A 22,879-nucleotide genomic window follows, 5' to 3' on the forward strand; every position below is an offset into this window, starting at 1 on the left:
GAGCGGTAGGGCCGCCCTGCGCACGTCGCACGCGCATGATGGGCCCCCGTTCGGGGAGAGGCAAGGGGCCCGTGCCGAACGTGCTGCCGATGGAGACCCGCGTGCGCATCGCGTCCGCGCTGGTCGAAGGGACGAGCGTGCGCGCTGTCGAGCGCCAGACCGGCGTCGCGAAGAGCACGATCCTGCGCTTCGCCGTGGAGCTCGGCGAGGGCTGCGCGCGCCTGCACAACCGGCTTGTGCAGGGCCTGTGCGAGCCCGACATCGAGCTCGACGAGCAGTGGTCCTTCATCGCGAAGAAGGACAAGCGCGTGACGGCCGAGGACCCGGCGGAGTACGGCGACGTCTTCACCTTCACCGCGTTCGCGAGGCGATCGAAGCTGGTGATCTCCTACGCCGTTGGGAAGCGCGACCAGGCGACGACCAACGCGTTTCTGGCCGATCTGCGCGCCCGCCTGCTGGTCGTCCCGCAGATCACCAGCGACGGCCTCGCCGTGTACATCTCCGCCGTCGACGCGTCGTTCCGCGGCTGTGCGGACTACGCCATGGTGATCAAGGAGTACGGCTACAACAAGAGCCCGGACCACAAGTACGAGCCCGCGCGCGATGCCAGCTTCATCCGCAAGACGGCCGTGTTCGGCGCGCCCGATCCGAAGCGGATGAGCACGTCGGGCGTCGAGCGGTACCACCTCACCGCGCGGCACATCAACGGGCGCAAGCGCCGGCTCGCGCTGTCGTTCAGCAAGACACAGAGGAGCCATCGCGCCGCCGTCTCGCTCTCGGTCTGCGCGTACAACCTGACGAGGATCCACGCCTCGCTACGTGTGTCGCCCGCGATGGCCGCTGGCGTCGCCGCGGAGCTCTGGTCGGTCGAGGACCTGGTCCGGGCCGCGCTGGCGGAGCCAGCCGCCGCGCCGCCGGTCCCGCAGGCGCTCACCCTGCCGGCGCAGACCGGGCCGGTCCGGCAGTTACCCGGTGGGAAGGGCTGGCTCCGCCTCGTCACGGGCGGGCCCGCGACGTCAGCGCCGACCGCTCCGCAGTCGCCGCCCGTGGTGCCAGTAGCGGCGTCGCCGGAGCCGGAACCCCCGCCGTCACAGCCGCCGCCTGAGCGCCGCAGGATGATGCAGTTGAGCTTGTTCGGTGAGCCAGAGTCGCCGATCGGAGGCGATGATGGCGGGATTCAATGAATCCCGCCCCGCCCCGCTGATGAGCTTGCCACTGGTGGGCCATGGCCAGTGCCGACCCGCGCACCGGGGAGCGAAGGCTTAGCACCTTCGCTCCCCGGGCGGTCGCTCGCTACTCGTTCTGCCGCCGGATCCTGCGCGGCGCAGGCGGCGGCTTCGGGCGGAACTGCTTCCGGTTGGGCTCCCTGCGCATCAGCGGCGCGGGCGGGAGCGGGTCGACGTTCTGCGAGTCAGGAGCATCATCCTGACCCGCGGCCCACACGAATGTCCGGAGAATCGGGCTACGCACGGCGTACGCCTCCATGAAGACCCCACCGGCACCTGTCCGGCGAGGTCGTTACGCGCTTGCGTGCTGCGCGGCGAGGGCGTATCTTTCCGTGTGGAAAGGGTGCACCTGTGCCCTCCAGCGTGATGCCTGCAAGCTTGGGCATCACGCCGCGCCTCGGAGTCTCTGACCTCTCCGAGGCGTTCCGCTTTCTTGGGCCCTAGTGCGGCGTGATCACCTCCCATTTCTCGTCCTCCTCGCGACGCCGCACGAGCCCCTTCTTGTCGCGGAGGTAATACAGGATGTTGCGGACGGTCTTCCTCGCCTCCCCGTGGGCTGAGCCGAGGATCTCCGTCGCGAGTTCGTCGAGCCCGCTCGGACCGGCCGCGAGACGCTTCAGTAGCTGCGCAACGATCGGCTCTGAGTACGAGTCACCGGTGGGAGCGCCCTTCCTCTCTGGCGCCTTCTCGACGTTCATGTCGGTGACCTTCGTCGTGCCGCGGTTCTTCAGTGCGTAGCGGAAGCTGCCTCGCTCTCCACGCCGGACGAGATCCCCATCCTCCTTGAGGTACTCCCGCGTGAGCCACTGGATGACGTTGCGCCGGTCGGTCTTCGGGCTAACGCGCAGAACCCCCTCCGCGATCTCCGGTGCGCTCATGGCCCTGCCTGCAGCCGCCAGCACGCCACGCGCGAGATCGCCGACATTCTCGCTCCCTTCCGTTTCATCGGCGGGCTCTTCCGTGTGCGTCTCCCAGGGGTCGTGCAGCACCGGCGCCGGCCCCTTCGCAACCGTGTGCCGTCTGCCGGTCGGAGCCGCTGCTGTAGCGGGAGTGGGCGCTACATCCGCTTGCTGCGCAGTCGCCGCGGGCGCAGTTGGCTCCTTGGGAAGCGCATCGATCGGCGTCAGGGCCGGGATCATGTTGTCGTCGAGGTCGGCCAGCATCTCGATCAGCACCGCTCGGATGTCCTCGGGCTGAAGATGCACGAGATGCCGCCAGGCACTGAGCCGCGCCGAGCGGCGCGCCCGCGTCCGTTCGGCATCTCTGTTGTAATCGACCGCCATGTACATACCGTACTGCGACGTCGCCAACGGCGCAAGTCGAACGAGTTTCGCGAGACTTGCCGCGGCTCTACATCTGCATATAACTAAGCGTAATCACTTGATATTTGTCGCCAATTCTCGGGGAGACTGAGGAACTCTACCCCCCAGACAACTCTCCCGGGGGCGCGTGCGGCCGGGCCTGAATGCACATCGCGAGCTGTATGTCAACGTCGTTTGTTGCGGCCTGGTCCGGCGTGAGACAGGCGCCTGCCACATCCAGTATGGGCGCCGTTGGCGCCGCTGATGGGCTCGTCCGTCGTCTACTCGCCCTCGGCCATCTGCGCGAGCGCGGCGACCCCGCACAGCAACTCGCCGGGCGTGCGCCTCCGGTACGCCTACCCGTCGCGGCGCGCGAAGTGCCGCTCGATGGCCTCGAGGCTCTGCAAGGCGCCGCGCGCCTCGGTGACAGCCTCGCGGTCGCCTACCGCCGCCACCTCTTGAGCCGCAGCGCCAGCGCTTCGCGGGCGATGCGGAGCCTGGACGCAGCGGTGCTCGGGCTCATCCGGCGCCGCTTGGCGTACGCGACGAGGCTCTCCGGATCGTCCACGGAGAGGAGCGCCTCCAGCTGCCAGGGTGGGAGCTCCGTCATGGCGTCCAGCACCTCGCGTGCTGCGATCTGCGCCTCCAGGCTCGGCCCGACGGGCTCGTGCAGCAGCCCGAGCGGGCTCGGATGGATCACGGCGCGGCGCACGTACGCGCTGTGGACGTAGTGCGAGGCGAGGCGCCAGGCGATGCCGTGGAGCCACTTCCTCAGCGCGTCGCGGGGCTTGTCCCGAGGGTCGGGCCGGTACATGCCGCGGCGCACCGAGTTCCAGGCGTTCACGAGCACTTGCTACTCCACGTCGGCGCGATCCCGCTTCGGGATGCCGGCGAGCGTCGCCAGGACGATCCCGCGCTCGGCGAGGATCGCCTCGATGGTCGGCTTCTTCTTCGGGTGTCGCGCGGCAGGCTGGCTCTTCGCCCCCTTCCGCGGGCGCTTCACCCGGTTCTCCCGCAGGTTGGGCAGCGATGGACCGGAGCGAGGCCACCGAGCAGCTGCTCGACGGTGACGCCCGCTGCCTTGGCGGCGCGGAGCGCGGTCGCGGGCGAGCCGTTGGCTCGTCCGTTCGCGATGCTCTCGACCGCGATGACGGACATGTCCATCACCTCGGCCAAGCAGGCCCACGTGCCGTAGGCCGATCGAAGGCTGCGCAGCGCGGCACGGAGCCGCTTGCGCTGGGTCGGGGTAAGGGAGAGGCAGGCGGAAACGCGGCGTCGGCGCGCAGGCGCACGTTCGCCTTCTTGCTCGCCCGAAGGCGAACGGACTACGGTCAGCATGTCGGACTCCGGTTGTGCGGGGTTCGGCCACGCTGCCCGGGGTGTTACCAGCACCCGCGGGCAGCACTACTTCGGCCGGAGCCTACGGCCCGGAATCCAACTGCGACCACCTCAATCACTCAGAGGCGGGAAACGCGACCACTACCGGGCGGCGAGGCGCCCCGGCATATCGGACATCGGCCCGCGCCTGGGCGGCGAGGCGGCCGGCCATGTCGGACATGCAACCCTGATTCATTCACTCTCCTGGGAAAGCGACGGTAGTTCAACAATCGATCGATGCCGTCGGCGGCGCTCTCTCTTGTGGGGCTAGAAAATCCACACGCTCGGGCACGTGCGGCGGCTGGCGCGCGCGGGGCGCCGGCGGAGGAGCAGGGTGCCGGCGCGGCGACGCCCGTTGCGAGGCTTGCCCCCTTGTGTTGGGAGCCCCCGCAGGGCTCCCGCTCAGAGGGTGGCGGTCGTCAGCCAGTGGGGGTTCTTCGTCGTGCCGTCGAAGCGCTCCGTGGTCTTGAAATGCTCGTGTTCCCCTCTGGCCCCGAGCTCGGCGGTGCGCGCGAGGATCGCCGAGACGCGCTCGCTGCCGAGCGGCTGAAACGTGTAAGCCGCCTTGAGCGCCTGCTTGAGGACACCCAGGCTGTCGCAGCCGGTGATGACGACCGACGTCGGCAAGCTCATGGGATAGTGCAGGCAGGTCATCGGCGAGACCACGCCCGCCTTCGCGATCTCCCCGCCGGCGAACGGCTTCATCCCCAGCACCCCGATGCCCTGCTGCGTCAGCACCGGGAGCACCGCCTTCTCGAAGCTCCGGTAATGGGGATCCAGGACGTTGAGAGGCATCTGCACGGTGTCGAGCGGGACACCCTGCCGCTCGGCCATCTTCAGCATGGCGAGGTGGATGTCCGGGTCCTTGTGCCCCGTGAAGCCGATGAACCGGATCTTGCCGGCCTTCTTCGCGGCCACGAGCGCCTCCATCGCGCCGCCGGGCCCGTAGATCTGCTCGGGATCGCTCATCCGGATGATCTCGTGCATCTGCACGAGATCGATGACGTCGGTGCGCAGCCGCCGGAGCGACTGCTCGAGCTGCGCCTCGGCGGTCGCCCGGGTGCGGCCGTCGAGCTTGGTCATCAGGAAGACCTTGCTGCGGTATCCGTCCTGGAGCGCCTTGCCCATGCGCTCCTCGCTCTTGCCGTCGTGGTAATCCCAGCAGTTGTCGAGGAAGGTGACCCCATGATCGATCGCGAAGCGAACGAGACGGATGCTCTCCTGCTCGTCCTTGGGGACCGCCATGTGGTAGCCGCCGAGGCCGAGGAGGCTGACCTTCACGCCGGTCCGCCCGAGCGTCCTCGTCGGCATCACGCCGCCCGCCGGCAGCGCGACGTCCTCTTCCTCTGGCGCTCGCCCCTCGGGAGGCTCCGGAGCGCCCGCGCCCGGAGATGTAGCGTTTTGCCGCAGCTGCGCGCTCCCCGCACACGCGCCGAGCGCAAGGCTGGCGCCCGCGGCGTGGAGGAAGATCCGCCGAGAAGGTCGCTTCGTCATGACAGGCAACGCTCCTTTTCAGGGCGAAGCCCGATTGCAGGGGACATGCCATGCGAACACAGGCACGAGCCCACGTTCACGACCAAGGTAGTGACCGCTTGGGGGTGAAGGAGCTCATGGCCGTCCGAGACGCGGCTGGGCGTGAGCTGCCCGGGCGGAGGACCGGATGGCGGTCAGCGCGGCCTGGTAGACGGTCTGGAAGCGAGCCTGCTCGGGCGCGAGCCCTGCGGCGCGTTTCAGCGGCTCGAGCGCCTGATCCTGGTGGCCTTGCCGGACCAGGGCGAGGCCCAGCGAGTGGAGCAGCTCGGCCTGCTCGGGAAGGCGGGTGATCCCGCGCCGGAGCAGCGCGACGCCGTCCGCGTCGCGGCCGAGCTCGCGATAGAGGTCGGCGAGGTTCACGTAGGTGGGGACGTAACCGGGCTCGATGCGAAGCGCGGCGAGGTAGGCGTGCTCGGCCTCGCGCGGCTTGCCCGTGCGGGTGAAGATCACGCCCAGGTTGTTCTGGGCCTCGGCCCGATCGGCGTGGAGGGTCTGCGTGGCGATGTACTCGCGCAACGCCCCGTCCAGCTCCTGCGCGGCGCGCTCGGGCAAGGCGCGACGATCGACGCCCGCGAGCACGCGCGCGGCTTCGACGCGCACGCCGCGTACGGGATCGGCGAGGAGCGGCGCGGCGATGGCCGCGGCGCGGCGATGGCCGCGGCGCGACGATGGCCGCGGCGCGACGAGGATCGTAGCCCTCCAGCGCGCTGAGCGCAGCGCGCCGTAGCAACGGGTCGAGATCGGCGAGCGCCGCGCGGAGAACGGCGAGCGACGCGGCCGTCGGGGCGGCGCGCAGCGAGGCGAGCGCGGTGGCGCGCGCGATGCCGGGGAGGGCGCCGTCGGTCGCGAGCCGCTGGAGCCCAGCGGCGACGGCCGGGTCGCCGGGCGCGGCGCGCGCGAGAGCGAAGACCTCGGTATAGGTCTGGTAGCCGTGCGCGGGGCGGCCGAGCCAGGCTCGCACGGCGTCGGCGGCCCAGCTCGCCGGCTTCCGCGCGTGGCAGTCGGTGCATGGGTTCGGGATCCCGAGGCGGACCGAGAGATCCGGCCGAGGTACCCGGAAGCCATGATCGTGACGGACGTCGACACCCATGTACGTGCGCGCCGGCATGTGGCAATCGACGCAGCGCGGAGCGGCGGGCGTGACGCTGGCGTTCGCGGCGGCGGCGGCGTTCGCGGCGTGGTGGTGATGCGCGGGGACATCGAAGCGCGCCGGTTCGTGGCAGGACGCGCACACGCCGCTGCCCTCGGCGCGCAGACGGCCCGAGTGCGGCTCGTGGCAGTCGCTGCACGTCACGCCGGCATGCGCCATCTTGCTCTGCTGGAACGAGCCGTAGGTGAAGACCTCGTCGCTCATCACGCCGTCGGGCGTGTAGAAGGGCGCGGTCAGCAGCTCGAGCGCCACGCTGTCGAGCAGCGGAGCGCCGTGCCGGAACGGCTGCGAGAGCGTCTCGCGGCGGCTGTGGCAGAACGCGCACGTGGCGCTCTCGGTGCCGCTCGAGGCGCGCTTGCCGCGCTGCGCCGTGCCGCTGGGCAGCCGCGTCCACGTGGCGTCCTTGCGCTCGTCGAAGCGCACGTCGAGGCCCTTCGAGGGGTCCGGCGTCCTCGTGCGTCGAGTGGCACTCGGCGCACATGTGGTTCCAGTTCTGGCTGGCGGCGGTCCAGTGCAGCACGTCGCCGGCGCGCACGCTCTCGCGCTCGTGCAGGTGGTACCAGCGCTGCCCACCGCGTGTTTGAGGGCGCGCGTCCCACGCAAACGGCAGCGCCTGCAGGCGTCCTCCCGGGCCGGCGACGAGGTACTGCTGGAGCGGTTCGACGCCGAAGGTGTACAGCACCTCGTAGCGGTGCAGCTGGCCGTCGGGGCCGTCCGTGGTGACCCAGTATTTCCCGCCCTGGCCGGCCCAGCGGGGTCCGACGCCGATGTACGAGCCCGGTCGACCCAGGTTCTCGAGCGAGTTCTCCACCGCCCCGGAGCGGCTCGGGTCGGTGGCGGCGAAGCCCTCGCGATTGCCACCTTCCGCGCCGTTGTCGGACTGGAAGAAGATGAAGGTGTTCTCGTACTCGCCGACCCGCTTGAGGTACTGGATCAACCTGCCGATGTTGGCGTCGAGGTTCTCGACCATGGCGGCGTAGATCTCCATGCGCCGCGCCTCGTAGATCCGCTCCTCCGGCGTCAGCTCTTCCCAGGTCTTCGGGTTGCTGCCGCCGCTCGGCAAGCGGGGATTCGGCGTGAACGACTGGGGGATGACGCCGCGGCTCTTTGGACGCGGGGGCGCTGCTTCGCTGTTCTCCTCGCCGCAGCCCGCGCCGCGGCGCATGCGGCTAACTACAGCAAGAACGACAAGTGCTCGTTCGATAGCACGCCCCCGAGCGAGCACCGAACGTCCGCATGGTTACGAGGCAAGAATACATTCATCCGTTACAACGGATGAAATGACGTTATACAAGACATTTCTCTCGCCGCGGAGCGACGGTCCGAGTCCTGCCAGAAAAGCCGGTCGATAACGAGCCGTCGCCGCAAACAGCGTCGCGCGGGCGCCCGCTACCCGACCAAGGTCGGGTGTCGGTCGGCGCCGGGCATCCGTGGTGGTCGGGTAGACTCGGGCCGTCCCGCGGGACGATCGACCTTCCACGATCGACGACCATGGCAGTACTGACGCACGAGAATTCCGGTGGAGAGGGCTCCGGCGAGCCGATGCCGGTCGACGTGGTTCATTTGGAGCCGCTCTGGGGGGACGGCGAGGTCGTCCTGTCGCGAGGGCTCCGTCGCAGCGACGGCGCGCCGATCCTCACCGCGATCGGTCCGATCGCCCGCCTCGAGCACGAGCTCGCGCTCCGCCACGCGATCGAGCCCTCGTGGGGCGCACAGCCGCTGGGGCTCGCGCGCGCGGTGGGACGGCTCGCGCTCGTCCTCCGCGACCCGGGCGGCGAGATCCTGGCGCGCCTCGTCGGTCGCGCGTGGGAGACGACGGCCTTCTTGCGCGTCGCGATCGGCCTCGGCATCGCCCTCGACCGCGTCCACGACCGCGGCATCACCCATAAGGACCTCAAGCCGGCCAATATCCTCGTCGACGTCCGGGCCGGCGCCGTATGGCTCACCGGCTTCGGCAGCGCGTCGCTGTCGCTACGCGAGCAGCAGAACGTCGGCGCGCTGGTGCCCGCGGGGACGCTGGCGTACGTGGCGCCGGAGCAGACCGGGCGCATGAACCGCTCGGTCGACGCGCGCAGCGACCTCTATTCGTTCGGCGTCACGCTCTACCAGCTGCTCACCGGCGTGCTCCCGTTCAGCACCACCGAGCCGGCGGAGCTGCTGCACGGGCACCTGGCGCGGGAGCCCAGGCCGCCGCACGAGCTCGTGCCGGCGATCCCGCTGCCGATCTCGGCGATCGTGACGAAGCTGCTGGCAAAGACCCCGGAGGATCGCTACCAGTCGGCGCGCGGGGTGCTCACCGATCTGCGGCGCTGCCTCGCCGAATGGGAGTCGTTCGGGCGCGTCGAACCATTCCGGCTCGGCGCGCAGGACGTCTCGCGGCGGCTTCGCGTGCCCGAGAAGCTCTACGGTCGCGAGCGCGAGATCCACGAATTGCTGGCGACCTTCGGCCGCGTCGCGTCCGCCGGCGCCAAGGAGCTCGTGCTCGTCACCGGATATCCCGGGGCCGGCAAGTCGTCGCTCGTGAACGAGCTCCGGCGCGTGCTGTCGCCGGCGCGGGCGCTGTTCGCCTGCGGGAAGGCCGACGCGTCGACGCGCGATGTCCCGTACGCGTCGGTCGCTCAGGGCCTCCGCACGGCGGTGCGCGCGATCCTGACGCAGAGCGAGGGCGAGGTCGTGCGCTTTCGCGAGTCCCTGCAGCGCGCGCTGGGACCGAACGGCAAGCTGATCGTCGACCTGGTGCCCGAGCTGGCCCTCGTCATCGGTGAACAGGCCCCCGTCGCCGAGCTGCCGCCGGAGGAGGCGAACAACCGCTTCTACGCGGTGTTCCGCCGCTTCCTCGGGCTCTTCGCGACCGCCGAGCACCCGCTCGTGCTGTTCCTCGACGACCTGCAGTGGGCCGACGAGGCGACCCTCGCCCTGCTCGAGCACGTGATCCGTCAGGATGACGTGAAGCATCTGTTGGTCGTCGGCGCCTATCGCGACCAGGACGTCGGCGCCGGGCACCCGCTGACGCGGGCGCTCGAGCGGATGACCGCGGCCGGCGCGACGCTGCGCGAGATCGCGGTGCCGCCGCTGCCGGTGCAGGACATCGAGAAGATCTTCGGCGGGGCGCTGGGCTGCAGCCGCGAGCACGTGCGCCCGCTTGCGCGGCTCGTCTACGAGAAGACCAGCGGCAATCCGTTCTTCGCCATCCAGTTCGTCTCCGCGCTCTACGATGACGCGCTGATCGGCGTCGACCCGGTGAGCGGCAGCTGGACCTGGGACGTGGCGCGGATCCAGGCCCAGAACTTCACCGACAACGTCATCGAGCTGATGATGACGCGCTTCGGCGGCCTGCCCACGGCCACGTGCGAGGCGCTGAAGGACCTCGCCTGCCTCGGACGCACGGCCTCGGCGCGGACGCTCGAGGACGTCCACGGCGAGCACATCCACGCGGCGCTGGCGGAGGCGATCCGGTCGGGCCTTGTGTACCAGCTCGACGGCGCCTACTCGTTCCTCCACGACCGCGTGCGCGAGGCCTCGTACGCGCTGCTCGGCGAGGCCGAGCGCCCGGTGGCCCACCGGCGGATCGCGCGGCGGCTGCTGGCCAGCACGCCGAGCGAGCGACGCGAGGAGGCGGTGTTCGACATCGTCAACCAGTACAACGGCGGCTCGTCGCTGGTCGCGGAGGACGATGAGCGGCTGCTGCTGGCGGAGCTCAACCTGCTCGCGGGCGGGCGAGCCAAGGCCGCGAGCGCGTACGCGCAGGCGCTCAAGTACCTGACGCAGGCTCGCGCGCTGCTGCCGGCCGACAGCTGGCAGCGCTGTCCGGCGCTGGCGTTCCCGATCGAGCTGGCCCTCGCCGAGTGCGAGTGGCTGAGCGGCGCCCACGACTCGGCCGAGGCGCGGCTGTCGCGGCTTTCGTCGCGCGTGACCGACCCGGTCGACCTCGCGGCGATCGTGTGCGTGCAGATCCACCTGTACACGACCACCGATCGGTTCGACCGCGTGGTGCCGATCGGCCGCGATTACCTGCGCGGCGTCGGCATCGTGCTGCCGGCCGCGCCGACCGACGACGAGGTGCGCGCGCAGTACCAGGACATGCGTGCGCGGATGGGTGAGCGCTCGATCGAGTCGCTGCTCGACCTGCCGCGGATGACCGACCCGCGGCGCCGGGCCGTGATCGACGTGCTGTCGCTGCTCGCGACGCCCGTGTACTTCGTCGACAAGAACCTCTACGCGCTGCTCATCCTCCACATCGTCCTGCTCAGCCTCGAGCACGGCAACACCGACGGCTCGGCGCTGGCCTTCTCGCTGCTCCCCAGCGTGATCGGGCCGCGCTTCGCCGCGTACCGCGACGGCTACCGGTTCGGCCAGCTGAGCGCCGACCTTGTCGAGAAGCGCGGGTTCGACCGCTACGCGGCGCGCGTGCTGATGGTGTTCGCGACCCACGTGATCTCGTGGACCAGCCATTTGCGGGCCAGTCATTCGATCACCAAGCGGGCCTGCGAGAAGGCGCTCGAGAGCGGCGACCCCTACGGGGCGTACTGCGCCGGGTTCGCGATCACCTACCTCCTGGCCGCGGGCGCGCCGCTGGCCGAGGTCCTGAGCGAGGCCGAGAGCGCGCTGGGCGTGGCCCGCCAGGCCGGCTCCGCGTTCGCCATGGAGCTCATCGGCGCCCAGCTCGACCTGATCCGGACCCTCCGCGCGCCGCTCGGCGGCGACGGAGCCCCGGCGGCCGACGACGAGCGGATCTTCAGCGACCCGTACGATTCGGGCGCCCTGCTCGCCGTGTTTCGCTGGGTCCGCGAGCTCCAGGGCTGCTTCCACCGCGAGCGCTACGACGAGGCCGTGGCCCTGGCCGAGCGGGCGCGCGAGCGCATGGACGTCGCGGCGCGGTTCTACGAGGAGGCCGAGTTTCACCTGTACTCCGCGCTGGCCCACGCAGCGGTCAGCGACGGGAGCGCAAGCGGCGGTCACGTCGAGCGGGTGGCGGCGCACCACGCCCAGCTGGTCGCGTGGGCCGAGGATTCGCCGCAGACCTTCGGCTGTCAGGCGGCGATGGTCGAGGCGGAGCTGGCCCGCCTGGAGGGCCGCGAGCTGGCGGCGGAGCGCGCCTACGAGCAGGCGATCCGGCTCGCGCGCGAGGATGGCTTCGTGCAACTCGAGGCGGTCGCCAACGAGCTGGCGGCGCGCTTCCACGAGCGCCGCGGGTTCGCCACGATCGCGGCGGCGTACACCCGCGAGGCGCAGGACCTCTACGACCGCTGGGGTGCGCGCGGCAAGGTCGAGCTGCTGGCGCGGCGGCTGCGGGCCGGTCGCTCGGTGGTGTCGTCCGGCGAGACGCTGCTCGAGCGGCTCGACGTCGCGGCGGTGCTCCGCGCGTCGCAGGCGCTGTCGAGCGAGATCGTCCCCGAGCGGTTGATCGAGGCGTTGATGCGCACGACCGTCGAGAGCGCCGGGGCGACGCGCGGGGTGCTGGTGACGCTGGCGCGCGGCGAGGTCGAGGTCGCCGCGGTGGCGACGACGTGCAAGGAGGGCGTGGCGGTGCAGCTGCGTGACGCCGGAACGCCGGCGGAGGAGCTGCCGGAGACCGTCCTTCAGTACGTCGTGCGCACCCGCGACAGCGTGCTCCTCGACGACGCCCTGCAGGCGCACCCGTTCGCGGGCGACCCGTACATCGCCACGCGCCGCTGCCGCTCGCTGCTGTGCCTGCCGCTCGCCAAGCAGTCGCAGCTGATCGGGGTCCTCCAGCTCGAGAACACGCTCACGCCGCACGCCTTCACGTCGGAGCGGATCGCCGTGCTGACCTTGCTCGCGTCGCAGGCGGCGATCTCGCTCGAGAACGCGCGCCTCTACGCCGAGGTGGGCCGCTCCGAGGGCCGGCTGACGCGGATCATCGACACCATCCCGACGCTCGCCTGGTCGGCCCGGCCCGACGGCTCGGCGACGTTCTTCAACCGCCAATGGCTCGATTACACCGGCCTCTCGCTGGCGGAGGCGCAGGCGCAGCGCCACCCGAGCGCGACCCACCCCGACGACACGGAGGCGGCGCGTTCGCACTGGCAGCGGCTTGTGCGGTCGGGCGAGCCAGGCTCGTTCGAGGCCCGCCTGCGCCGCGTGGATGGGGTCTATCGCTGGTTCTTGACGCGGGTGCAGCCGCTCTACGACGAGCAGGGGATCGTCGAGTGGTACGGCACCAGCACCGACATCGAGGATCGCAAGCAGGTCGAGGAGGAGCTCGACGCGCGGGTCCGCTTCTGGAAGCTGCGCTCGTCGATCTCGAGCCGGCTTTCGGCCTCGCCGACCGACCGCCTCGACGCGGAGATCGACAAGGCGCTGGCCGAGGTCGGCGGCTTCTTCGAGGTCGACAGCATCTTCATCTTCTGGTTCTCGCACTCGGGCGCCGACGCCGTCAGCACGCACACGTGGGCCAAGTCGGGCGTGGCGCTGCCGCCGAGCACGGTCACGATGTTCCGCGAGAGCGTGGACGAGCTGCGCCGCGGCGAGGACGTGCCGGTCCACGACGTGAGGCGGATGCCGGAGCACAAGCGCGACGAGGGGCTCGCGCTCGAGGCGATGGGGATCAAGTCGATCATCGCGCTGCCGCTGGTCGTCGGCGGGGTGACGAGCGCGTCGCTCAACCTGGCGTGCACCTCGCGGTACGTGCTGTGGACCGACCAGATCCGCCAGCGCCTCCGGATCCTCGGCGAGGTGTTCGCCAACGCGCTCGTGCATCGCCGGGCCGAGCTCGACCTCGAGCGCTCCGAGTCGGCCCTCCACCGCGCGCAGACCGACCTCGCCCACGTCACCCGCATCACCATGCTCGGCGAGCTGGCGGCGTCGATCGCCCACGAGATCAACCAACCGCTGACGGCGATGATGGCCGAGGCGGCGGCGTGCACCAACTGGTTGGCGGCGCCGCAGCCGAAGCTCGAAGACGTCCGCGACTCGCTGGCGGCGATCGCCAGCGAGGGCAGTCGCGCCGGCGAGATCTTGCGGCGGATCCGGGCGCTGCTGTCGCGCTCGTCGATCGAGACCAATTCCTGCGACCTCACCGCCGTCGTCCACGCGGTGCTGCCGGTCGTGCGACGACAGCTGCTGCAGTCCGAGGTGGTTCTCGAGACGGCGCTACGGCCGAGCTTGCCGGCGGTCGTCGGCGACCCGGTCCAGCTTCAGCAGGTGGTCCTGAACCTGATCCTCAACGCGAACGACGCGTCGCGCGACGTCGAGCCGAGCCGCCGCCGCATCACGGTTCGTACGTTCGTCGAGCGGGGCGACGCCGAGGGGTCGGTCGTGGTCGAGGTCGAGGACTGCGGCATGGGCATCGGCGGGACCGACCCGGCGAACCTGTTCGAGCCGTTCTTCACCACCAAGACCAACGGCCTGGGGATGGGGCTGGCGATCAGCCGCTCGATCATCGAGCGCCACGGCGGCCGGCTCTGGGCCCAGCCCAACGCGTCCGGCATCGGTGCTACCTTCGGCTTCTCGCTCACGGCGATCTCGCGCGACTTGCAGCGGAGCTCCGGATGAACGCGACCTCGACCACCTCCTCCCCGGCCCCGAAGGTCTTCGTCGTCGACGACGACGCGTCGGTGCGCGCCAGCTTGAGTCGGCTCCTCGCGTCCGTCGACCTCACGGTCGAGACCTTCCCGTGCGCCGAGAGCTTCCTGTCCGCCGATCACTCCGACGCGCGCGGCTGCGCGGTGCTCGACGTCAAGCTGCCGCAGCTCGACGGCCTCGAGCTGCAGCGTCGGCTTTCGGACGCCCGGGTCAACCTGCCGATCATCTTCCTCACCGGGCAGGGCGACATCCCGATGTCGGTGCGGGCGATGAAGGCGGGGGCGGTCGAGTTCATGACGAAGCCGTTCCGGCCGGCGGACCTGATCGCGGCCGTCCGCGAGGCGATCGAGCGCGACCGCGTGGCCCGGATCGAGCGCGACGACCTGGCCGAGGTGACCAGCCGCTACGAGTCCTTGACCGCCCGCGAGCGCGAGGTGATGCGCGGGGTGGTCGCCGGCCAGCTCAACAAGCAGATCGCGGCGGAGTTCGGCACGCGCGAGGCGACGGTGAAGGAGCAGCGGGCCAAGGTGATGGAAAAGATGCGGGCCGGCTCCGTCGCCGAGCTGGTGCGCTTCGCCCTGCGCCTCGGCCACCTCGATGGGGCCGACGGAGGGCGAGGGCGATGAACGACGAACGGCTGATCGCGATCGTCGACGATGACGCGTCGCTGCGCCGCTCGCTCGGCAACCTGCTCAAGTCGACGGGCTTCAACGTCGAGACGTTCGCCTCCGCGGAGGCGTTCCTCGCCGCCGGCAAGATCGAGGCGATGGACGTCCTGGTCCTCGACGTCCGCATGCCGGGGATGAGCGGCGTCGACTTGCTCGTCGAGCTGACCCGCCGCGCGTCGCGGCTGCCGGTCGTCGTCCTCACCGCCCACGGCGACGAAGATGTGCGCAAGCAGTGTTTCCGCGCCGGCGCCGTGGCCTTCCTGACCAAGCCGTTCCAGCCCAAGGACCTGCTCGACGCGATCCATCGGATCACGCGCGGCGACTGAGCCGCTCACGCGCAGCCGGTCGGACGAGCCCTTGCACCAGGACGACCAGCGACGGCTCGCTGCGGGGACGAGACCCTGCCGAGCGTCAGGCTCCTTCGACGGCCGGCAGCTCGAAGCGAAACGTCGCGCCAAATACAGGATTTGGCTCGGCCCAGAGTCGGCCGCCGTGGCGCTCGAGGATCGAGCGCGAAATCGACAATCCCATGCCCAGCCCTCCGGGCTTCGTCGTGTAGAACGCCTCGAACAACCGCGCGCCGTCCACGTGCGAAAGGCCGACACCCGCGTCGGAGACGGCGCCCACGACCCAGACGCGGCCGGCGCCCTCCGAGAGCGCCGTCTCCAAGCGCACGCGTCGGCGCGCTTCCGGCAGATCGCGCGAAGCCTCGGCCGCATTGAGCAAAAGGTTGAGGATGACCTGCTGCAGCTCGACCGGATCGGCGAAGACCTGCGCCCCGCCCGATCGGAGCCCCAGATCGAGCGCGATGCGACGTCGCGCCAGCTCGGCTTCTGCCACCGGCAGCGCCGCGCTGATCACGGCGTCCAGGTGGCAACGCTCGCGGTGCGCGGCCGAACGCGTCAAGAGGCGGCGAATACGCGCGAGCACGTCGCCGGCGCGATGGCCGTCGTTCACGATCGCGACCAGCGACTCACGCACGGCGACCAGATCAGGCTCCGCGCGATCGAGCCAGTTGACGCCCGCGCTCGCGTCCGCGGCGATGGCCGCGAGGGGCTGATTGACCTCGTGCGCGATCGACGCGGCGAGCTCGCCCAGCGTGGTGGTACGCGCGACGTGGGCCAGCTGCGCGCGCGCCTCCTCTAGGTCCTCCGCCGCGCGTCGCGATGCGGTCACGTCCATCACCGCGCCCACGATCTCGGCGCTACCGTCCGAGCTGGTGCGGGCGCGTCCGCGGACGCGCAGGTGCTTGACGCGCCCGCCAGCGCAGAGCAGCCGGTGCTCCAGCATCATCTGCCCCTCGCTCTTGGCGCGCTCGAACGCCTGCTGCACGCTCGCGCGTTCATCCTTGGGTACGCGTTCCAAGAGCGGCGGGAGCGAAGGCTTGGTGCTCGGCTCGACCTCGTAGATGCGATACGTCTCTTCCGACCAGAACAGGTCTCCGGTCGCAAACTTCCAGCCGAAGCTGCCCGTGTCCGTCAAGCTCTCGGCCTCGGCCAGGTAGGCCTTGGTGCGACGCAGCAGCTCCTCCACCTTGCGGCGCTCGGTGTTCTCGCGCTGCAGGTCGTCGAAGAGCCGCGCATTCTCCAGCGAAATGGCCATCTGCGAGGCCAGCAGCTCGAGCAGCGTGAGGTGCGAGGGCGTGAAGGCGTGCGACGCGAGGTTGTTCTCCAGATAGAGCACGCCGGACAGCCGCGCCTGCTTGGCGAGCGGCACGCAAAAGATCGAGCGCGGGCGCGCGCGCCGTACGTGCTCATCGGTGGCAAAACGCCCGTCCAGCGCGGCATCTCCGAGGAGGAGCGGCTGCCGTGTGCGCACCGCGTAGCGCAGGATCGACGCGGGCGCATCGCTTGCTGGTGTGGGCTCACGAACGAGCCGCACCTCGATGTGGTCGGCTGCGGTCACCGCCTCCGCCTCGACCCACAGCTCCTCGCCCCGCGGTGTGATCAAGAGCGCCCGCTCCGCGCCGGCTCCCTCGAGCGCGATGGTCATCAAGGTGCGGATCAAGCGCTCGAGCTGGATCTCTCCCGATAGCGCCTGAGAAGCCTTGAGGAAGGGCACCAGGTCGAGCTGCTCCACGCGCGCCGCCCCGCTGCTGGAGCGCGTGAGCGAAGGCTCCTCGCGCAGGCGCGGCTCGAGCAGCTCGAGCTGCGTGACCTTTCCCGTCGCCTGCCAGTGCGCGTAGCCGTCACGCGCCGACCTGAGATAGGCCAGGGCCACGCCGCTCAACCCGCGCATTGCATAGAAGCGGGCGGCCATCTCGCTCGCCACGGCTTCGTTCTGGGTGAAGCCGTGCTTTCGCGCGGAGTCGATGGCCTCTTCGTAGAGCCGCTCCGCGGCGAGCTCGCGCCGCTCGATGCGCGCCACCTCCGCCGCCACCAGCTTGGCTCGGTTCTCGAAATTGTCCGGGCAGTGACGCGCCCACAAGGCGAGGATGCGCTCGTGCTCGTACAGCGCTTCGGCGTGGCGCGTGCGCTCCTCGCGCGAGCTCGCATCGTAGAGCGCGGCGCGCACCAGGGCCGTGTAGAAGTGGAACTCGGCCACCTCGAAATGACCGGGCGAGGTCCACAAGAGCGCCTCGGCCTGCCGGGCCGCGGCGAGCGCTGCCGCGTAGTCGCGCGCGAAGAATCGCCCCTGCAGCTTGCGAATCCAGTACCAGCAGGTGGCGAAGGCGAGCTGCTGGTTCTCGGCGAAGTGCTGCTCGAAGCTGGCTTCGTCGAAGTCGTCGTCGTCGAACGAGCCGAAGCTGGGCGTGTGGCCGCGGAGCAGCCGGATCAGCTGCAGCTGCGACGTGATGATGTCCTCGACCAGCCCGAAGCCGGTACGACGAGCGAGCGTGAGCCCGCGCTCCGCCTCGCGCGCCACCTCCGACAGCGGCGCGCCGCTCCCGAGCAGCAGCGTCACCAGCGTCTCGCTGCTGAAGCCGGCGAAGGTCAGGTCGAGCGCCTCGAGCGCGGCCGCGTGCGCCCGTCTCACCAGCACCAAGCTGGTGTCGATGTGCTGGGCCCACGTGTTCACGTGTGCGCCGTAGGACATGTACGCGCGCGCCTTGAAGCGCTCGAAGCCGCGCGCCGCGACGAGATCGAAGCCCAGCTTGCCGAAGCGGTTGCCGGCAGGATAGTCGCGGAAGGTGGAGCCGAGCACTACGCCCAGCACCGCGTAGGCGTAGCAGGAGCCATCGCTGTTGCCGTGAGCGAGGCTGAGGCGCGCCATGCGCGCGACCAGACGATCGTGCAGGCCGCTGTCGGTGAAGAGCGCGGGCGGCTGCGCCGCCGTGAGCACGTCGAGCGCGGCGCGCCAGCTGTGGTTGCTGACCGGCAGCTCGATCAGCGACTCGATGCTGCGATCACCCAGCTCGTCCCACAGACTCTGGAACTCTCTCTCCACTTCGTCGCGCGTGGGCCGCGGCGTCCAGTCGATGCCCATCGTACCCAGGAAGTCCAGGCAGACCTGCACGGCCATGCCGTTTTGACCCGCCGTCGTGTAGAGCACGATGCGAAGCCGCGCGACCGCGGCGCAGTCGACCAGGTTGGCGGCCTTCGGCGCGAGCTGCTTCAAGCACGCCTCGGCAGCCGTGAGCTCGCCGGCGAGCAGCTCGCACTCCGCGCGGTCCAAGCCGAGCGCGAAGGCAAGCGCGTAGTCGCTCTCCCAGCGGTCTTCGTCGAGCAGCGCATCGGCCACCCCCAGGTACACGAGCGCCGAGGTGTACGCCGATGCGGCCTTGGCGCGGCGCCCCGCCGCGTGGTTCAGCTCCGCCACGTGCATGCGCTCTCGACGCGTGCGTAGGAGGTCGAGGCCGCGGTTGAGCTGGTTCACGATGTCGAAGCTGCCCTCTCCGCGCGCGCGCTCGGCCGACTCCGCGGAGAGCCGCATGCCGATGGCGAGGTGCAGGGCGGGCCTCTCGCGCGGGTCGATCAGCGCGTACGAAGCCTCCTGCACGCGGTCGTGCAAGAAGCGATACTCACGCTCCACGCGCACCACGAGCCCGCTCCGCAGCGCGTCGTCCAGCGCGTCGGTCAGCTCACGCTCGCCGGTACCGAGCGCGAGCGCCAGGGCCTCGATCGGCGCGCAAATACCGAGGCAGGCGAGGTGCATCAGCGCGCGACGCGTGGGCTCCGGCAGGCGCGTCAGCTTCTCGATCATCAGCTCGGCCACGTTGTCGGTGAAGCCGCGCGCTCGGATGCGCTCGAGGTCCCAGCGCCAGCGTGATCTCGCTGGGTCGAAATGGAGCAGCTCCACTTCGTTGAGCGCGTTGATGAACTGAATCGCGAAGAACGGGTTGCCGTGGGTCTTCTCGTGCACCAGCTCCGAGAGCGGCGCGAGCTCGGCGGCGCCCGCCTGCAGGACGTCCACGAGCAGGTCGGCCACGTCGGATGGGGCCAGCGCTGCGAGCGAGATTTCCTCCACGCGTCCGGCCGCCGCGCGCAGCCGCGCGACCAGGCGGTGCAGCGCGTGTTCGGCGTCGACCTCGTTGCTACGGAACGCCCCCACGATCAGGAGGTTCGCCAGCTCGGGGTGCAAGGCCAGATGTTCGATCAAGTCGAGGGTGGCTGCGTCGAGCCACTGCAGGTCGTCCAAGAACAGCACCAGCGGCTGCTCGGGCTTGGCGAACACCGCGATCAGGCGCCGAAAGATCAGCTGGAAGCGCTGTTTGGCGTCGTGCGGGGGCAGCTCGGGCGCCGGCGGCTGCGGTCCCACGATGAACTCGACGTCGGGCACGAGGTTCGTCACCAGGCCACCGTGCGTGCCGAGCGCGTGCCGCAGCGCCTCTCGCCACGCCGAAAGCTCTTCTGCGGGCCGGCCCAGCACCTGCCGCACCAGGCTCTCGAGCGCCTGGGCGAAGGTGGCATACGGGATGTCGCGCTTGAACTGGTCGAACTTCCCCGACGCGAACGCCGCGCGCCGGCCGATGGCCCGCCTCAGCTCGTCGACGAGGGCCGACTTGCCGATCCCCGAGTAGCCCGACACGAGCACGAGCTCGGGAGCGCCGCTCGTGCGCGCCCGTTCGAAGGCTGAAAGCAGCGCGTTGCGCTCGCGGTCGCGACCGTACAAGCGCTCGGGCATGCTGCGGTGGCGCGCGTCCCCGCTCGCGAGCGAAAAGGGCTCGATGCGGCCGTGTGCGCTCCAATCGAGCAGGCAGCGCTCCAGATCGCGCGCCAGGCCGGCCGCAGTCTGGTAGCGCTCCTCCGCCGGCTTGGACAGCAGCTTCATGACGATGGCGGCGAGCGGCGCCGGCAGCTCGGCCACGCGATCGCGCGGGTCGGCTGGCTGCTTGGCCACGTGGCAGTGGATCCACTCCATCGGCTCCGACGCGGCGAACGGCAAGCCGCCCGTCAACAGCTCGTAGAACGAGACGCCCAGCGCGTACATGTCGCTGCGCGTATCGACCGCTCGGCTCATGCGCCCCGTCTGCTCCGGCGCCATGTACGGCAGGCTGCCGACCAGGGTCGGCGGCCGCGCGCGCTGCTCGTCCGCCGCGCGCGCGGCGGCGCCGAAGCCGGTCAACCACACCGCGCCGCTGTCCACATCGACCAGGGCATTCGCGGGCTTGATGTCCTTGTGCACGATGCCGCGCGCGTGCAGCTGGTCGAGCGCGCGCGTCCAGCCGAGCGCCACGCGCAGGAAGTCGCCTATCGGCCAGGCGCGTCCGACCCGATGGGCGAGCAGCTCACCGCCGGGATCCTCCAGCCAGAGCCTCGTGCGGCCCGGCCTGGAGTCGAGCTCACGTGGGCACACCGCCCACGCCGAATCCAGCTCCTCGCGGAGCGCGAACTCATTCTCCAGCTTCTGCAACAGGTCCGCCGCAGGCGCATGGACCGGCCGCAAGATCAACGCTGGTTGTCCCTCACTGCTGCGGTAGAGCGCGAGCTCGCCGTCGTCGCGCAAGCAGACGGCTGAGGGGTCGTGCGAGGTCGTCATGGGGCGCACCGCGGGTGGGCCGGTGCTGGCGGCAACGGAGCTGAGCGGGGGGCGTTCCGTACGGACACATCCTACCTCGGCGCATCGCTCCGCCTCGCGTACCGCGACCGAAGCAAATGAGCAAATAGTCGCCGTCTACCGCCCCAGTCAAGCTTTGGTCCGGCAAGTCGAAGCCGACGATCGCGTGATGCGGCGCACAGTCCGCGTGGGGCTAGGTATCATAGGCATCAAGGGGTCATGACAATCGGTCCGCGGCGGCGTCGAGGCGTCTCCGACGCTCCGCTCGAGGGAGCGAGGGGGCAATCCGACCTTGGTCGGGTTTTCCCGGCCGAAGATCCCGTCCATACCGGCCCAGGTTCTCGACGCCGGAGCTGGCGCCGACGCCGCTCACGGCCCCCGTGGTCGTGCTCGGGCTCGTCGAACCGCCCACACCTCGTGCGCGGGACCGGCCATCAACCAACCCGAGGAGCCCAGCATGAACGATCGTCTCACCGTCCAGACCGACGATGGCAGCTTCGATTGCTACGTCGCGCGTCCCACGGCCGCCATCGCACCGGTGATCGTCGTGATCCAGGAGATCTTCGGCGTCAACGCCGGGATCCGCAGCATCGCCGACGCCTACGCCGCCAAGGGTTACATCGCCGTTTGTCCCGACCTGTTCTGGCGCACCCAGCCGGGCGTGGACATGTCCGAGAGCAACGAAAACGACGTGGCCAAGGGCTTCGCTCTGTATGGCGCCTACGACTTCGACAGAGGGCCGCGCGACATCGCGGCCACGGTCGCGGCCGCCCGCACCATGCCCGGCGCCTCCGGCAAGGTCGGCGTGACCGGCTACTGCCTCGGCGGACTGCTCACGTTCCTGACCGCGGCGCGCGCCGATGCCGATGTCTTCGTCGCCTACTACGGCGGAGGCACCGAAAAATACGTGACCGAGGGCGTCAACATCAAGCGCCCGCTGCTGATGCACCTCGCCGGCGACGACGAATACATCGGCAAGGATGCCCAGGCGACGATCCACGCCGCGCTGCGGGACAACCAGCACGTCGAGATCCACACCTACCCGGGCCGCAACCATGCGTTTGCCCGTCCGGGCGGCGACCACTACGACGCTGCCGACGCCACGCTGGCCAATCGGCGGACCGACGCGCTCCTCAAGCAGCACCTCACCTGAACAGGACGCCACGAGGGGGGCCGCGTTCACTCCACAGCCTGCAGGGCTCCCGTCCATGAATTTTCATGACCCACCTTGAGCGCCAGCGTATTCCTTTCAGCGGCGCTCGCAGACAGCGATGAAGGGCCGCGGACCCTCGTGTCCGCGGCCCTCGCTCTCACGATTGGATGAACTCGAGCAGATCCGGATTGACGACGTCCGGGTTGATGGTGCACAGGCCATGCCCCAGGCCCTTGTAGACCTTGAGCGTGCCCTTCTTGAGCAGCTTGATCGACAGCAGCGCGGAATCCGCGATCGGCACGATCTGGTCGTCGTCGCCGTGCATCACGAGCGTGGGCACGTCTATCTTCTCGAGGTCGTCGGTGAAATCGGTCTCCGAGAACGCCTTGATGCAGTCGTAGTGCGGCTTGATGCCGCCCATCATGCCCTGCCGCCACCAGTTGTCGACGACCCCCGGCAGCGTCCTGGCCCCTGGACGATTGAATCCATAGAACGGCCCTTCGGGCACGGCGCGGTAGAACTCCGCGCGGTTCGCGACGAGCGCGGCGCGGAATCCATCGAACACCTCGATGGGAAGGCCGCCGGGATTCTTGTCGCTCTTGACCATGATCGGCGGCACGGCGCCGATGAGCACGGCCTTGGCCACGCGGCCGTCCTGCCCGTACTTCGCGACATAACGCGCCACCTCACCACCGCCCGTGGAGTGGCCGATGTGCACGGCGCCCTTGAGACCGAGGTGAGCGGTGAGCTGCGACACGTCGCTGGCGTACGTGTCCATCTCGTTGCCGTCGAAGGTCTGCGACGAGCGCCCGTGACCGCGGCGATCGTGGGCGATGACGCGAAAGCCCTTCGCGAGGAAGAACATGAGCTGCGCATCCCAGTCGTCTGCCGACAGCGGCCAGCCATGATGGAACACCAGAGGCTGGCCGCTGCCCCAGTCCTTGTAGAAAAGTTCGACGCCTTCTTTGGTCTTGAAAATCGGCATGTGGCAC

15 protein-coding genes and 2 pseudogenes are annotated in these 22,879 nt (G+C 70.1%); 6 read left to right on the forward strand and 11 right to left on the reverse strand.

What is annotated here, in order from left to right; all coding sequences use genetic code 11:
* The first annotated feature begins 89 nt into the window (after window positions 1-89).
* On the forward strand, window positions 90-1,184 hold the full coding sequence (locus tag WME82_RS41490) for an IS1 family transposase (protein WP_438044980.1): 1,095 nt from the start codon (window positions 90-92) through the stop codon (window positions 1,182-1,184).
* A gap of 109 nt (window positions 1,185-1,293) precedes the next feature.
* Here the strand turns inward: WME82_RS41490 and WME82_RS41495 are convergent, their stop codons facing one another.
* The 8 genes and pseudogenes from WME82_RS41495 to WME82_RS41530 form a co-directional block, all read right to left on the reverse strand.
* A complete protein-coding gene (locus WME82_RS41495; protein WP_437794241.1) occupies window positions 1,294-1,470 on the reverse strand; it encodes a hypothetical protein in 177 nt (58 codons plus the stop codon).
* A gap of 196 nt (window positions 1,471-1,666) precedes the next feature.
* A complete protein-coding gene (locus WME82_RS41500; RefSeq protein WP_438039822.1) occupies window positions 1,667-2,509 on the reverse strand; it encodes a hypothetical protein in 843 nt (280 codons plus the stop codon).
* A 460-nt stretch (window positions 2,510-2,969) separates the two neighbouring features.
* On the reverse strand, window positions 2,970-3,371 hold the full coding sequence (locus tag WME82_RS41505; protein ID WP_438039823.1) for an RNA polymerase sigma factor: 402 nt from the start codon (window positions 3,369-3,371) through the stop codon (window positions 2,970-2,972).
* Between the two features lie 9 nt (window positions 3,372-3,380).
* On the reverse strand, window positions 3,381-3,530 hold the full coding sequence (locus WME82_RS41510; protein WP_438039824.1) for a hypothetical protein: 150 nt from the start codon (window positions 3,528-3,530) through the stop codon (window positions 3,381-3,383).
* Window positions 3,527-3,685, reverse strand: coding sequence for a hypothetical protein (locus tag WME82_RS41515; protein ID WP_438039825.1), 159 nt, complete (start codon window positions 3,683-3,685; stop codon window positions 3,527-3,529). Before WME82_RS41515 ends, WME82_RS41510 begins: the two co-directional genes overlap by 4 nt.
* A 621-nt stretch (window positions 3,686-4,306) precedes the next feature.
* Window positions 4,307-5,398, reverse strand: a complete 1,092-nt coding sequence (locus WME82_RS41520; protein ID WP_438039826.1) for an aldo/keto reductase — start codon at window positions 5,396-5,398, stop codon at window positions 4,307-4,309.
* Window positions 5,399-5,512: 114 nt separating this feature from the next.
* Window positions 5,513-6,037 (reverse strand): tetratricopeptide repeat protein, encoded by a 525-nt coding sequence (locus WME82_RS41525; protein ID WP_438039827.1) that lies wholly within the window; start codon window positions 6,035-6,037, stop codon window positions 5,513-5,515.
* A 616-nt stretch (window positions 6,038-6,653) separates the two neighbouring features.
* Window positions 6,654-6,791: pseudogene (locus WME82_RS41530) on the reverse strand (hypothetical protein); the annotation flags it as partial.
* A 512-nt stretch (window positions 6,792-7,303) separates the two neighbouring features.
* On the opposite strand from WME82_RS41530, the gene WME82_RS41535 reads away from it, so the two are divergent.
* The gene (locus tag WME82_RS41535; RefSeq protein ID WP_438045027.1) at window positions 7,304-7,567 is read left to right on the forward strand and encodes a hypothetical protein; all 264 of its coding nucleotides are present in this window, start codon (window positions 7,304-7,306) and stop codon (window positions 7,565-7,567) included.
* Here WME82_RS41535 and WME82_RS41540 read toward each other — a convergent pair.
* A pseudogene (locus WME82_RS41540) lies at window positions 7,501-7,752 on the reverse strand (hypothetical protein); the annotation flags it as partial. The gene WME82_RS41535 and the pseudogene WME82_RS41540 overlap by 67 nt on opposite strands.
* Window positions 7,753-8,078: 326 nt before the next feature.
* On the opposite strand from WME82_RS41540, the gene WME82_RS41545 reads away from it, so the two are divergent.
* From WME82_RS41545 to WME82_RS41555, 3 genes are read left to right on the forward strand one after another with little or no spacing between them, the layout of a single operon-like run.
* Window positions 8,079-14,099, forward strand: coding sequence for an AAA family ATPase (locus WME82_RS41545; RefSeq protein WP_438039828.1), 6,021 nt, complete (start codon window positions 8,079-8,081; stop codon window positions 14,097-14,099).
* Entirely contained in the window at window positions 14,096-14,755 is a 660-nt protein-coding gene (locus WME82_RS41550) for a response regulator transcription factor (RefSeq protein WP_438039829.1), read from the forward strand. The genes WME82_RS41545 and WME82_RS41550 overlap by 4 nt, the downstream gene beginning before the upstream one ends.
* Entirely contained in the window at window positions 14,752-15,123 is a 372-nt protein-coding gene (locus tag WME82_RS41555; RefSeq protein WP_437546122.1) for a response regulator, read from the forward strand. The genes WME82_RS41550 and WME82_RS41555 overlap by 4 nt, the downstream gene beginning before the upstream one ends.
* Window positions 15,124-15,208: 85 nt before the next feature.
* Here the strand turns inward: WME82_RS41555 and WME82_RS41560 are convergent, their stop codons facing one another.
* Entirely contained in the window at window positions 15,209-20,716 is a 5,508-nt protein-coding gene (locus WME82_RS41560) for a trifunctional serine/threonine-protein kinase/ATP-binding protein/sensor histidine kinase (protein WP_438039830.1), read from the reverse strand.
* A 475-nt stretch (window positions 20,717-21,191) separates the two neighbouring features.
* On the opposite strand from WME82_RS41560, the gene WME82_RS41565 reads away from it, so the two are divergent.
* Window positions 21,192-21,887: a dienelactone hydrolase family protein gene (locus WME82_RS41565; protein WP_438039831.1), complete on the forward strand. Its 696-nt coding sequence runs from the start codon at window positions 21,192-21,194 to the stop codon at window positions 21,885-21,887.
* A gap of 157 nt (window positions 21,888-22,044) precedes the next feature.
* Here WME82_RS41565 and WME82_RS41570 read toward each other — a convergent pair whose 3' ends face one another.
* Window positions 22,045-22,872 carry an alpha/beta fold hydrolase gene (locus WME82_RS41570; protein ID WP_438039832.1) on the reverse strand — a complete coding sequence of 276 codons (828 nt, stop codon included), beginning with the start codon at window positions 22,870-22,872 and terminating at the stop codon, window positions 22,045-22,047.
* Between the last annotated feature and the right edge of the window lie 7 nt (window positions 22,873-22,879).

The sequence above is a fragment of the Sorangium sp. So ce128 genome (genome assembly GCF_051525245.1).
Taxonomy (GTDB): Bacteria; Myxococcota_A; Polyangia; order Polyangiales; family Polyangiaceae; genus Sorangium; species Sorangium cellulosum_B.